Here is an 11960-nt window from a genome sequence, read left to right on the forward strand (position 1 = left end):
CTCCCTCAGAACTGATAGCGGCGCATGCGGCGCTGGATGACGAAGAGGTAGAGCGAGACGCCGGCCAGGATGATCAGGAACATGATCGCCGCGATCGTCGCGCCCATCGAGCGGTCGCCAAGCTGGAGCTGGAAGCCGAAGAAGGTGCGGTAGAGCAGCGTGCCGAGGATGTCCGTCGAGCCGTCCGGGCCTGCAAGCGCGCCCTGAACCGTGTAGATCAGGTCGAAGGCATTGAAGTTGCCGACAAAGGTTAGGATCGAGACGATACCGATTGCCGGCAGGATCAAGGGCAGCTTGATCTTCCAAAACTGGCTCCAGCCGGTGACGCCGTCGAGCTCCGCCGCCTCGATCACCTCGTCGGGAATGTTGAGGAGGGCCGCATAGATCAGCATCATCGGGATGCCGACATATTGCCAGACCGAGATCAGCGACACGGCGATGAGCGCCGAGTCCGGCCGGCCGAGCCAGGGCGCGAACAGCCATTTGAGGCCGACGAGATCCATGAGAAAGGGCGCCACGCCCCAGATCGGCGAAAGGATCAGCTTCCAGATGAAGCCGACGATGACGAAGGAGAGCAGCGTCGGCAGGAAGATCGCCGTGCGGTAGAAGGCGCTGAAGCGCAGCTTCGGGATCGACAGCATGGCGGCGAGCGCAATGCCGATCGGATTCTGCACCGCCATGTGGATCAGGAAGAAGACGAAATTGTTGCGGAGCGCGTTCCAGAAATCCGCCGCCCAGCGCGGGTCGCCGAACAGCACCTTGAAATTGCGCAGGCCGACGAAGGTATATTGGCCGTCGACGGTGTTATAGAAGGATTGCCGCAGCGTCTCGATCAGCGGCAGGATCATCACCGCCGTGTAGACGATGAGCGCCGGCAGCAGAAAGACGAGGATGTGCCAGCGCCGCGGACGCTTGAGCTCGCCGACTTCCATTGGGGTTTCGCGTGGTTTCATCGGCCTCTGGCCCGTTCTCAATGGCTGGCTCCATGAGCGCAGCCCCATTTCGCTCGAAATGCCGCATTCCATACCGCCACGGGCTTCATCAAAAGCTCTTGTGGTCTCCGGCAAGCCGGCTGTCGGTCACGTCCCGGCCTGGCGCCGGTATCAACAAAACTGCGGCGTCGTCTGCCGCGCGGTTCGCGCGGGGCATAGGGAGCGCACGGGCCGGCAGGGCCGCGCGCTCCTTTTCGATCTTACTTGGCCGGCTTATACCAGCTGTCGAGACCTTCCTGCAGCTTCTTGGCAGCGTCTTCCGGCGTGCTGGTGCCGTTGATGACGTTGGCCGATGCCACCCAGGTCTCGTTTTCGAGGTTCGGAGTGCCGCGCGACAGGATCTGATAGGTCGAGCGGATCGTCGGCTTGCACTTCTCGCGCCAGGAGACGAATTCCTGCGCCAGCGGATCGGTCATCTTCACCGCCGTCGAGTTCAGGCTGAAGAAGCCGGGAAGCGCATTGGCGTAGATTTCCGCGAATTCCGGCGAGGCGACCCAGGTCAGGAAGGTCTTGGCGGCATCCGCATTCGGGCTCTTGGCATTGAGGCCGATGCCGATGTCGTTGTGGTCGGAGATGTAGCAGGTATCGCCGGCTTTCTTCACCGGCGGCGGAAAGGCGCCCATCTTGAACTGCGCCTGGGTGTTGAAGCCGGAGATTTCCCAGGAACCGGCCGGATAGATCGCGGCGCGGCCGAGCGTGAAGAGGTTCTGGCTGTCAGGATAGGTCTGGGCCTCGAAACCGTCGCCGAGATAGTCCTTCCACTTGGCGAGCACGCGGTAGGGTTCGACCCAGGCCTCGTCGGTCAGCTTCTGCTCGCCCTTGATCAAGGCCAGACGGCCTTCCTCGCCCTTCCAGTAGTTCGGCCCGATGTTCTGGTAGCCCATGGTTGCGGCTTCCCAAAGGTCCTTGGTGCCCATCGCCATCGGGATGTAGTTGCCGTCCGCCTTGATCTTGTCGAGGGCGGCAAAGAACTCCTCTTCGGTGGTCGGCACGGCGAGCTTGAGCTGTTCAAAGGCATCCTTGTTGTAGATGAAGCCGTGGATGACCGAAGCCATTGGCACGCAGAAGGTCGCCTTGCCGTCATCGGTCGTCCAGGCCGACTTGGCGACGTCGGAGAAGTTCTCCATGCCCGCCAGGCCGGTGAGGTCGGCGAGGTGCTTCTTGTTGTAGAGCTCCAGCGATGCGTCGAACGGGCGGCAGGTGATGAGGTCGCCCGCCGATCCGGCATCGAGCTTGGCATTGAGAGCAGCGTTGTATTCTGTCGGCGCCGACGGCGAGAAGACCACCTTGATGCCCGGGTTCTTGGCTTCGAAGGCCGGGATCAGCTTCTCCTGCCAGATCGCCAGGTCGTCATTGCGCCAGCTCTCGATCGTCAGCGTCTTATCCTGGGCATGCGCAAGCCCGGCCGAGCCGAGAATGCTCGATGCGAGCAGCAAGCCTTTGATTGTCGTGCGGGTCATTCAGGTTCTCCCTCTTATAGGCGCCGCCACGGCGCGGTTTGGATCCCAGTTTTCTTCAGGTCGAGACGATGGCGATCGCCCGGCGCAAATTCTGATTGGCATTGGCAAGCGCTGCTTCGGCCGCCGGCAGATCCTCAGCGCCAAAAGCGAGCAGGATCGCCAGCTTGACCGATCCGGAGGCGGCACGGATCAGCCTTTCGGCTTCGCCGGCAGGAACGCCGGTGATGTCGGAGACGATCCGGATCGCACGGCCGCGCAGCTTGATATTGTCGGCCCTGAGATTGACCATGTGGCCGTCGAGCACGTGGCCGAGATGGATGCCGATCAGCGTCGAGAACATGTTGAAGGCGATCTTCTGCGCCGTGCCGGCGCCCATGCGCGTCGAGCCGGAGATGACCTCTGGCGGCGTCTTGAGCAGGATGGCGAAATCGGCGCGTTCGAAAAGCGGCGCGTCGGGATTGTTGGCGACCGCAATGACCTTGGCGCCGCGCTTCCTCGCTTCTTCGGCGGCAGCGAGCGCATAGGGCGTCGAGCCGCTGGCGGAAACCGAGATCAGGCAGTCGCCGGCTGCAATCCCCGCCTCGCGGACATCGTTGCGGGCGAGTTCCGTGTCGTCCTCGTAGCCGCCGGCGAGATCGCCGAGGCTCGCGGCGCCGCCCGCCAGAAGAATGACGATCTGCTGCTGCGAAATGCCATAGGTGCCCGGCAGTTCGAGTGCGTCTGCCATGGCCATCAGGCCCGAGCTGCCGGCGCCGGCATAGGCAAGCTTGCCGCCCGCGGAAAGGATGCTTGCGGCAAGTGCCGCCGCGCATGCGATCGGTTCGATCGCCGCATCGACGGCCTTGGCTGCGGCCTGCTGACCGGAGGCGAGCACGCGCAGCGCAAGCGCCGGGTCCATCAGGTCCAGGCCTTTTGCTTCGTCGTGGCGCTCCTCGGTCTTCATTGCCGGCATCGCGTCGTTCTCCTCTTTTCCAAATTAATGCCAAAAAAATACCAATTGTCTAGAAGAAATTTAACGTCTGCCTAAATAAAAAACGCCTCGCCAAAAATATATCCATAAAATCAAACATATAACATAAATGGCGGCGACCTCATGGAATCGCGCTTGGTTAATGGTATTTTTTTGGTATGTTAGACGGCGGAGGTGCCAATGACATCCTATCTGATCGGAATCGATGGCGGCGGGACGAGCTGCCGGGCGGCCGTCGCCGGTTCGGACGGTCGTATCCTGGGCCGCGGCAAATCCGGTGCCGCCAATATTCTGAGCGATCCGGAAACGGCGCTGCAGAATATTGCCGATGCCGCCCGCGCGGCATTCGAGGATGCGCGCCTGGACCCCGGCGGCATTATCTCGGCGCGTGCGATTGTCGGCGTCGCGGGGCATAATGTCGGCGATGCCGTCCACTATGTGAAGCGGCGCTTGCCCTTCGCCGCGGCCGATATCGAATCGGATGGACTGATCGCGCTTCAGGGCGCGCTCGGCGACAAGGACGGGGCCGTCGCCATTCTCGGAACCGGGACGATCTATATCGCCCGCCAGGGTGAAGTGGTCAGCTATATCGGCGGCTGGGGCTTTACCATCGGCGATCACGGCAGTGGTGCCCGCATCGGCCATGCCCTGCTGCAGGAGAGCCTGCTTGCCTATGACCGGATCCACGAAGCCTCACCGGTGACCGATTCCGTCCTCTCCGAATTCAACAACGATCCGCGCGACGTCGTCGATTTTGCGCGGCTGGCGAAGCCCGGCGAGTTCGGCCGCTTCGCCCCGCGTGTCTTCGACCATGCCGGGCGCGGCGATCCCGTGGCGACACGCCTGTTGATGGCGGCCGCGACGACCGTGGACGAGGCGCTCGACGCCGTTGTCTCCAGGGGCAGCCGGACGATCTGCCTGCTCGGCGGATTGGCGCCGCTTTACCGGCCCTGGCTGGCCGAACGGCATCAGCCGCTCTTCGCCGAGGCGGAAGCCGACGCGCTGACCGGAGCTGTTGCCCTTGCCGCCGCCCGCTTTGGAACTGGGCCGGAGGCGGTTCTATGAACCAGCAGCTTGCCGCCATCCTGCCGCTCGAAAGCCTCCAGTCGGGCGGTGCCGGCCCGCTTTACCTCAAGCTCCGGCAATCGCTGGAAGAGGCGATCCTGTCGGGCAAGCTCAATCATGGCGATGCGCTGCCCGCCGAGCGCGACCTTGCCGACTACGCCAATGTCAGCCGCGTAACCGTCCGCAAGGCCGTCGACGACCTGGTGCGCGACGGGCTGCTCGTGCGTCGCCACGGCTCCGGCACCTTCGTCGTCCGGCCGGTCTCCCGCGTCGAGCAGTCGCTGTCGCGGCTCACCTCCTTTACCGAGGACATGGCGCGGCGTGGCCTCAACACCCGCGCGGAATGGCTGGAGCGGGGGCTTTTCCATCCGTCACCCGACGAGATGATGACGCTCGGCCTTCCCGCCGATGCGCTGGTTGCCCGCCTCGGGCGGCTGCGCCTTGCCGACGATATGCCGCTTGCCATCGAGCGCGCCTGCGTTTCGGCCGAGTTCGTCCCCGATCCGCTGGCGGTGACCTCGTCGCTGTACGCCGCGCTAGAAAAATCGCATGCCCGGCCGGTGCGGGCGGTGCAGCGCATCTCGGCCTGCAACATCAAGAACCCCGATGCGACTATGCTCGGCGTCGCCTTCGGGGCGGCCGGTCTGTCGATCGAGCGCGTCTCCTATCTTGCTTCGGGACGCGTCGTGGAATTCACCCGCTCGCTCTACCGGGGCGACACTTATGACTTTGTCGCGGAGCTGACGATCCCTGAAAGCTGAGCCGACTTATCGGCGAAAGTGTAAGCGGCTCGCTCTTCGCTCTGAACCTATTCAGGAAAGGACCTGATGATGCAGACCAACATGCGGCGAGAAATCGACGAGATTCCTGAGGCCGTCGCACGATTGCTCGACCGCTCGGCCGCCGCCGTCGCCGCCGCCGGTACCGCACTGCGCGCCAAGGATCCGGCCTTTCTGGTGACGATCGCCCGCGGCTCATCCGATCACGCGGCCCTGTTCCTGAAATATGCGATCGAGCTCACGGCCGGACGCCCGGTTGCCTCGCTCGGGCCCTCGCTTGCCTCGATCTACGGCGCCGAACTGAAGCTCGGCGGTGCGGCGGCGATCGCCATCTCGCAGTCCGGCAAAAGTCCGGATATCGTCGCAATGGCCGAGGCCGCAACGCAGGCCGGTGCCGTCTCGATCGCGCTGACGAACACGCTGCCTTCGCCGATCGCCGACGCCTGCAGCCATCCGCTCGATATTCTCGCCGGCCCCGAACTCGCCGTGGCAGCGACCAAATCCTATGTTAACTCTATTGTCGCGGGCCTCGCCGTTCTCGGCGAATGGAGCGGGGATGCAGGCCTGAAACGCGCCGTCGCCGACCTGCCGAACCAGTTCGCCAAGGCGGTGAAGCTCGACTGGCAGGATTTTGCCGGCGATCTCGGCGAGGCCGAATCGCTCTATGTGCTCGGCCGCGGCCCGGCATTGGCGATCGCCAGCGAAGCGGCGCTGAAGTTCAAGGAGACGTCCGGCATGCATGCCGAAGCCTATTCCGCGGCGGAAGTGCTGCACGGTCCGGTGGCGCTCGTCGGCGCCCGCTTCCCGGTTCTGGTGCTTGCCGCCCGCGACGCCGCCGAGGGCTCGGTCGCCGAGATCGCCGACGGCATGAGCGCCAAGGGAGCGGTGGTGCATGTCACCTCGGCCCGGGCCAAAAAGGCAAAGCGCCTGCCCTTCGCCGAGACCGGCCACCCGCTCACCGACGCACTGGCGCTGATCCTGCCGTTCTACGGCTTCGTCGAAGCGTGGTCGCGCTCTCGCGGCTTGAACCCGGATGCACCGGCGAGCCTGAAGAAGGTAACAGAGACACGATGACTGGCAAAAGGAAGATCACCGGAGCGCGGATTTTCGACGGCATCGACTGGCACGACGGATGCGCGCTTCTCATCGAGGCCGGGCACGTCAAGGGTATCGTCGCGAGCGGCGCCGCTCCCGGCGATGCCGAGACGATCGACGCCCGCGGCCTGCTGCTGGTGCCGGGCTTCATCGACCTGCAGGTGAACGGCGGCGGCGGCGCGCTGCTCAACGAAGTGCCGACCCTCGACGGCATCCGGCAAATCTGTGCGGCGCATGCGAAATTCGGCACGACGGCGCTGCTGCCGACGCTGATCACCGACACGCGCGAGATGCGCACCAAGGCGATCGAGGCCGGCGTCGCGGCCAGGGCCGCGGCGATGCCCGGCTTCCTCGGCCTGCATCTGGAGGGCCCGCATCTCTCTGTTGCCCGCAAGGGCGCGCACGATCCGGCGCTGATCCGCCCGATGGAGGATGCCGATCTCGCCGAGATGCTTGCCTGCGTCAACGCGCTCGGCTCATTGATGGTCACCGTAGCCCCGGAGAACACCACGAAGGAACAGGTGCGCGCCCTTGCCGGAGCCGGCATCGTCGTCAGCCTCGGCCACACCGATGTCGGCTTCGATACAGCCTGCGCCTATGCGAAGGCGGGTGCCCGAACCGTCACGCATCTCTTCAACGCCATGAGCGGTCTCGGCCACCGCGAGCCCGGCGTCGTCGGCGCCGCGCTTGCGACCGGCACGCTGCATGCCGGGATGATCGCCGACGGCTTCCATGTCGACCCGGCATCGATGGGCATCGCGCTGCGCGGCAAACGGGGACCGGGGCAGATCTTCCTGGTGACCGACGCCATGTCGCCGATCGGCACCGCCATGACGAGCTTCCAATTGAACGGCCGCGAGATCCTGCGCAAGGATGGGCGCCTGACGCTCGCCGACGGCACCCTTGCCGGCGCCGATATCGACATGCTCTCCTCCGTCCGCTTCGTGCACGAAAAGCTCGGCCTGCCGATCGAGGAAGCGATCCGCATGGCCTCTGCCTACCCTGCCGACGTCATGGGCATCGCCTCACACAAGGGCCGTCTCCTGCCCGGCACCGACGCCGACTTCGTGCTGCTGACGCCGGAGCTCGGCATGAAGTCGACCTGGATTGGGGGAGAGGTAGTCTTTACTGCTTAACGCGTGTCGTCGGGATGCAGCGGGTTGCGTCAATCCACCAGTGGCAGAGTGCCCCTCACCCTAGCCCTCTCCCCGCGCGGGGAGAGGGGACCGGAGGCGCGGCATGTCCCTTCTCCCCGTTAGAACGGGGAGAAGGTGCCGGCAGGCGGATGAGGGGCGGACGCTAGAGAACGGCCTCTCTTGACCCTTACATTCAATGCGTTTCAGCGTCTCGCCAGGATGGCGTCCAGCCGCGCCTTCATCGCGCTGACTGTCGTCGCATCCGTGTGGCGACGTTCCGGCGGCGCGAAGCCCAGCTCCACTAACCCCTTGTCAGTAGCTGGCTCACGAATAGAGCAGGACGAGTGAACCTCGGCGACGCCAAGCCTCGGCAGGAGCCGATCGATCGTATCGATGGTGACGCCGGATCCTGGCATGATCGAGAGCCGGCCGTCTGACAGGTCCACGAGCTCTGCCAGCGTGTCGACCGCCTCCGGCGCGGTCCTGGCGCCACCCGAGGTCAGGATGCGCTCGAAGCCGAGCGCGACGGCGATCGAGATCGCCTCGGCGAAATCCGGCACCAGATCGAAGGCCCGGTGCAGCGTCAGCCCGAGACCGGAGGCATGGCGCGTCAGGTCGGCGAGTGTTGGCACGTCGAGCCGCCCGCCCGGCAGCGATGCACCGAGCACGACGCCGGCGAGGCCCGCATTGCGCGCCGCATCGACGTCGCGCCGCATGATGTCGAGTTCGGCGGCGTCGAAGACGAAGTCGCCGGGACGCGGCCGGATCATCGCGTAGGCCGGCAACGGTGTGCGGGCCGCGAGCGCCATCAGTCCGGCGCTCGGGGTCAGCCCGCCCACGGCGAGTGCCGAGCAGAGTTCGATGCGGTCGGCGCCGCCCTCGACCGCTGCCGCCAAGCCCCTGGCATCGTCGACGCAAACCTCGAGCAGGATGCCGCTCATCGGCCCAGCCCTCCGAAGCCGAGCAGCGCGGCGCCGATCAGGCCCGGCTCCACCCGGCATTCGCCGCGCACCACCAGCGGCCGGTCGAAGCGACGGAGGATGCGTTGACGTACCGCCTGGTCGATCTCGGCAAGAAGCGCCTCGGAATTGGAGAGGCCGCCGCCGACGGGCACGACCGTCGCGCCGGTGATGTTGACAACGAGCGCCAGAGGCGAACTGACGAGGTCGACGAAAATGGTGATCGTCCGCGCCGCCTCGGCCTCTCCGCTCTGCCAGGCGCCAATGATTTCGTGGCTGGAAAGCGTCCTGCCATGGATCGTCGCGTGCAGGCGCTCGAGCCCGCGCGCGCCCCCGATCGTGTCGACGCAGCCGCGTTGGCCGCAGCCGCAGTCGAAGGTGGGAATGGCCATGGGCGGGTGCCCCGCATGGGTCGCGGCGACCGGTCCATGGCCCCATTCACCGGCAAAGCCGCCATCGGCATTGATCAGCCTGCCGTCGACCACCAGGCCGCCGCCGACGCCGGTGCCGAGGATCGCGCCGAAGACGATGCGGTGGCCACGGCCGGCGCCGATCCCCGCTTCCGCGAGCGCGAAGCAGTCGGCGTCATTGGCGATCACCACAGGCAGATGCAGCGCTGCCTCGAGCTCGGCCGCCAGTTCGCGGCCGTCGATGCAGGGTATGTTGGCGCATTTGATCCGCCGCGTTTCAGGGTCGATGACGCCGGTGATCGAGATCGCGACCCGATCGGGAAGGCCGCCCGCCTCGTCGAGCACCGATTCCATCGTTTCGACGAAGCGGCGGAAATCGTTGAGCGGCGTCGTTCGGCGGGGCAGCGGGAAGATGCGCTCCGACGAGTGGGTGATCGCGCCCTTGATCGCAGACCCGCCGATATCGAAAGAGACGATCATGCCTCGCTCCGGATCAGCGCCTCGAGCGCCAGCGCGGCGGCAAGCAGCCGGTCGTCCTGGTGGTGCGGTGCAGAGATGAGGAAGCCGACCGGCATGCCGGCGGCGCCGGTGCCGCAGGGAATGGAGATGCCACAGAAGTCGAGGAAATTGCCGATCGACGTGTTGCGCAGCGTCTTCGCGTTCACCTTGAAGAACAGATCGTCGTCGGCAAGCAGCGGGTCGATCGGCGGTGCCACATGCGGCAGCGTCGGATGGGCGATCAGTTCGCCGGGCTTAAGGCTCTCGAGGGTCGCGTGGATCAACCGGTCGCGGGCGTTGAGGAGGGCGATATAGTCGCTGACGGCGATTTTTTCACCGAGGCGCGTACGGACGACGACGCGCGGGTCCATGCGGGCGGCATCCGGCCCGGCAAGCCGCTCGCGGTGCAGCGCGTAGGCTTCGGCGTTCACCAGGGCGCCGTGGCGGGCAGTCAGCTCGAAGATCGCGGCAAAGCTCGGGAAGGCCTGGCGCCGCACCCGGACGCCGGCTGCCTCGAGTCTCTTGATCGCCGCCTCGAAGGCAGCGACCACCTCGGCCTCCGCCTCGTCGAAGACGATCGTCTCCGGGATGACGAGCGAAAGATCGGCAAGCTCGGCGCGGCGGATAACCGGCGCCGTCATGCCGTGCATGGCCGCATCCGCCCAGACGGCGTCCTGCACGCTGTGGCAGAGGGGTCCCAGCGAATCGAGACTCTGGGCGAGCGGAAAGACGCCCTTCATCACATAGCGTCCGCGCGTCGCCTTGTAGCCGACAATGCCGGTCATTGCCGCCGGAATACGCACCGAACCGCCGGTGTCGGTGCCGATCGCCAGCGGCACGAGCCCGGCGGCGACCGCCGCGGCCGCGCCGGACGACGAGCCCCCGGGAATGCGGCGCACGTCCGTCGAGGCTGGATTGCGGGGCGTGCCGTAATGCGGATTGATGCCGAGCCCTGAAAAGGCGAACTCGCTCATATTGGTGCGGCCGACGCTCACCATGCCGGCGCTGCCGACCGCGGCGACGACCGCCGCGTCTGAAGAAGCCGGCGCATTGTCCTTGAGCACGACCGAGCCTGCGGCCGTGATGCTGCCGGCAACATCGAAGAGATCCTTCCAGGCGACCGGCAAGCCGTCCAAGAGGCCGCGGGAACGGCCGGCCTTGATCCGCTCGGAGGCCGCGTTCGCCTCGCGCGCCGCGCGGTCTCGCGTCAGCCCGACGAAGATCGACTGGTCCGCATGTCCTTCGATCCGCGTCAGCGTATCCTCTGTGAGCGCGAGGGAATCCAATTGTCCCGACTGTACGAGAACAGCGAGGCTGGCGAGCGTCTTGTGCTGGGTCATGGCTTCCCCCTGGTCGATTCACAGTCCGCCGCAACGGACCTGACTTGCTTCCGCTTTAGAATATCGCCGTCCATGGTGTTTGCCAGCGCCGGCCTATTGAATCGTAGTGCACCGCGAAGGAGTGCGGCGCAAGTGCCTTGCCGCGGGCGACGCGGCTGCCTACATCGAACCCACTTGTCCTTTATGGAGATCGATCATGATCGTCGACTCGGCGCGGCTCGCCTCCGCCAATCTCTTTGCCGCCGAGACGCGCGCGGTTTTCTGGAAGGTCATCGCGCTCACGCTGCTGGCGCTCGTCGCCCTCTGGTTTGCTATGCGCGAGCTGTTCGTCTGGCTGGCGCTGCCCTGGATCGACGTGCTGATGCCCGGCACGCCCGAATGGGCGGGCTGGATCACGTTCGTCGTCGGCATTTTCGCCAGCCTCGGCCTCGCTCTCGCCTTGGCGCTGCTGCTTGCTCCGGTGACAGCGCTGATCGCCGGCTTCTTTCTCGACGATGTCGCCGAGGTGGTCGAGAAGCGCGATTATCCGGCCGAGCCGCCGGGCACCCCGCTGCCGCTTGCCGAGGCGATGATAAGCTCGGTGAAGTTCCTCGGAGTCGTCATTCTCGGCAACATCGTCGCGCTCTTCCTGCTGCTGGTGCCGGGCATCAATCTCATCGCCTTCTTCCTGGTTAACGGCTATCTGCTCGGCCGCGAATTCTTCGAATTTGCCGCCATGCGCCACCGCTCGCCGGCCGAGGCGCGGCTCTTCCGCGCCAAGCACCGGGCGACGGTGTTCCTTGCCGGCCTCGTGATCGCGGCCTTCCTGGCCGTGCCGTTCATCAACCTGCTGACGCCGCTGTTTGCCGCGGGCATGATGGTGCACCTGCACAAGAGGCTGTCGGCACGCGATCCCGGCTTTTCCGCGGTGAACGCCGTCGCAGCCGGGGCACGGGGCTGACTGCCATGCTTGACCGCGCAGCCAGGTTGGTCAATTTGCCCGTCGATAATAAAGAGATGGAGAAGCGCATGAGCGACATGGAGAGCCGGATCGTTCATTTGGAAGAAACGGTGGCGCATCAGGCAAAAACCATCGAGGAGCTTTCCGACCAGCTTGCCGAGCAATGGAAGGTGGCCGAGCAGATGCGTGCCAAGCTCGACCGGCTGACTGAGCGTTTCCTGACCCTCGAGGAACAGGCGCGCGAGGCGATCCCGGTGACACGGCCGCCGCACTATTGAGACGGGCAGCAAAAAGCCGCCGGCTCTTGCGAACCGGC

General features: G+C 65.6%; 12 protein-coding genes. 6 read left to right on the forward strand and 6 right to left on the reverse strand.

Going from position 1 to position 11960, the window contains the following annotated elements:
- Positions 1–5: 5 nt before the first annotated feature.
- From NXT3_RS00890 to NXT3_RS00900, 3 genes are all read right to left on the reverse strand, one after another.
- On the reverse strand, positions 6–953 hold the full coding sequence (locus tag NXT3_RS00890) for a carbohydrate ABC transporter permease (protein WP_097525432.1): 948 nt from the start codon (positions 951–953) through the stop codon (positions 6–8).
- Between the two features lie 239 nt (positions 954–1192).
- The gene (locus NXT3_RS00895; protein WP_097537647.1) at positions 1193–2452 is read right to left on the reverse strand and encodes an ABC transporter substrate-binding protein; all 1260 of its coding nucleotides are present in this window, start codon (positions 2450–2452) and stop codon (positions 1193–1195) included.
- A 55-nt stretch (positions 2453–2507) separates the two neighbouring features.
- A complete protein-coding gene (locus NXT3_RS00900; protein ID WP_104838655.1) occupies positions 2508–3404 on the reverse strand; it encodes an N-acetylmuramic acid 6-phosphate etherase in 897 nt (298 codons plus the stop codon).
- A 198-nt stretch (positions 3405–3602) separates the two neighbouring features.
- Between NXT3_RS00900 and NXT3_RS00905 the strand changes: the two genes are divergently transcribed.
- The 4 genes from NXT3_RS00905 (at position 3603) to nagA (ending at position 7497) form a co-directional block, all read left to right on the forward strand.
- Entirely contained in the window at positions 3603–4487 is an 885-nt protein-coding gene (locus tag NXT3_RS00905) for a glucosamine kinase nucleotide-binding domain-containing protein (protein WP_097537649.1), read from the forward strand.
- Positions 4484–5248 carry a GntR family transcriptional regulator gene (locus tag NXT3_RS00910; protein ID WP_104838656.1) on the forward strand — a complete coding sequence of 255 codons (765 nt, stop codon included), beginning with the start codon at positions 4484–4486 and terminating at the stop codon, positions 5246–5248. Before NXT3_RS00905 ends, NXT3_RS00910 begins: the two co-directional genes overlap by 4 nt.
- A 69-nt stretch (positions 5249–5317) precedes the next feature.
- Positions 5318–6340, forward strand: coding sequence for an SIS domain-containing protein (locus NXT3_RS00915; protein WP_097525650.1), 1023 nt, complete (start codon positions 5318–5320; stop codon positions 6338–6340).
- Positions 6337–7497 carry an N-acetylglucosamine-6-phosphate deacetylase gene (nagA, locus tag NXT3_RS00920; protein WP_097525435.1) on the forward strand — a complete coding sequence of 387 codons (1161 nt, stop codon included), beginning with the start codon at positions 6337–6339 and terminating at the stop codon, positions 7495–7497. The genes NXT3_RS00915 and nagA overlap by 4 nt, the downstream gene beginning before the upstream one ends.
- Positions 7498–7700: 203 nt before the next feature.
- Here nagA and NXT3_RS00925 read toward each other — a convergent pair whose 3' ends face one another.
- From NXT3_RS00925 to NXT3_RS00935, 3 genes are read right to left on the reverse strand one after another with little or no spacing between them, the layout of a single operon-like run.
- Positions 7701–8438 carry a copper homeostasis protein CutC gene (locus NXT3_RS00925; protein ID WP_104838657.1) on the reverse strand — a complete coding sequence of 246 codons (738 nt, stop codon included), beginning with the start codon at positions 8436–8438 and terminating at the stop codon, positions 7701–7703.
- Positions 8435–9346, reverse strand: coding sequence for an ROK family protein (locus NXT3_RS00930; protein WP_097537652.1), 912 nt, complete (start codon positions 9344–9346; stop codon positions 8435–8437). The genes NXT3_RS00925 and NXT3_RS00930 overlap by 4 nt, the downstream gene beginning before the upstream one ends.
- The gene (locus tag NXT3_RS00935; protein ID WP_104838658.1) at positions 9343–10704 is read right to left on the reverse strand and encodes an amidase; all 1362 of its coding nucleotides are present in this window, start codon (positions 10702–10704) and stop codon (positions 9343–9345) included. Before NXT3_RS00935 ends, NXT3_RS00930 begins: the two co-directional genes overlap by 4 nt.
- 196 nt (positions 10705–10900) lie before the next feature.
- Here NXT3_RS00935 and NXT3_RS00940 point away from each other — a divergent pair, with 196 nt between their 5' ends.
- Together NXT3_RS00940 and NXT3_RS00945 are read left to right on the forward strand one after the other, a co-directional pair.
- A complete protein-coding gene (locus tag NXT3_RS00940; RefSeq protein WP_037422502.1) occupies positions 10901–11644 on the forward strand; it encodes a sulfate transporter family protein in 744 nt (247 codons plus the stop codon).
- Between the two features lie 68 nt (positions 11645–11712).
- A complete protein-coding gene (locus NXT3_RS00945) occupies positions 11713–11922 on the forward strand; it encodes a SlyX family protein (protein WP_037422499.1) in 210 nt (69 codons plus the stop codon).
- Positions 11923–11960: the final 38 nt, after the last annotated feature.

Origin of the sequence: Sinorhizobium fredii, assembly GCF_002944405.1 — a bacterium.
Taxonomy (GTDB): Bacteria; Pseudomonadota; Alphaproteobacteria; order Rhizobiales; family Rhizobiaceae; genus Sinorhizobium; species Sinorhizobium fredii_C.

Excerpts from the sequence above, each read along its gene's own strand:
- NXT3_RS00915 (WP_097525650.1), top strand. The coding sequence starts at position 5,318 with ATGCAGACCAACATGCGGCGAGAAATCGACGAGATTCCTGAGGCCGTC.
- NXT3_RS00935 (WP_104838658.1), bottom strand. The coding sequence starts at position 10,704 with ATGACCCAGCACAAGACGCTCGCCAGCCTCGCTGTTCTCGTACAGTCG.
- NXT3_RS00910 (WP_104838656.1), top strand. The coding sequence starts at position 4,484 with ATGAACCAGCAGCTTGCCGCCATCCTGCCGCTCGAAAGCCTCCAGTCG.
- NXT3_RS00945 (WP_037422499.1), top strand. The coding sequence starts at position 11,713 with ATGAGCGACATGGAGAGCCGGATCGTTCATTTGGAAGAAACGGTGGCG.
- NXT3_RS00940 (WP_037422502.1), top strand. The coding sequence starts at position 10,901 with ATGATCGTCGACTCGGCGCGGCTCGCCTCCGCCAATCTCTTTGCCGCC.
- NXT3_RS00895 (WP_097537647.1), bottom strand. The coding sequence starts at position 2,452 with ATGACCCGCACGACAATCAAAGGCTTGCTGCTCGCATCGAGCATTCTC.
- NXT3_RS00900 (WP_104838655.1), bottom strand. The coding sequence starts at position 3,404 with ATGCCGGCAATGAAGACCGAGGAGCGCCACGACGAAGCAAAAGGCCTG.
- NXT3_RS00905 (WP_097537649.1), top strand. The coding sequence starts at position 3,603 with ATGACATCCTATCTGATCGGAATCGATGGCGGCGGGACGAGCTGCCGG.
- NXT3_RS00930 (WP_097537652.1), bottom strand. The coding sequence starts at position 9,346 with ATGATCGTCTCTTTCGATATCGGCGGGTCTGCGATCAAGGGCGCGATC.
- NXT3_RS00925 (WP_104838657.1), bottom strand. The coding sequence starts at position 8,438 with ATGAGCGGCATCCTGCTCGAGGTTTGCGTCGACGATGCCAGGGGCTTG.
- nagA (WP_097525435.1), top strand. The coding sequence starts at position 6,337 with ATGACTGGCAAAAGGAAGATCACCGGAGCGCGGATTTTCGACGGCATC.
- NXT3_RS00890 (WP_097525432.1), bottom strand. The coding sequence starts at position 953 with ATGAAACCACGCGAAACCCCAATGGAAGTCGGCGAGCTCAAGCGTCCG.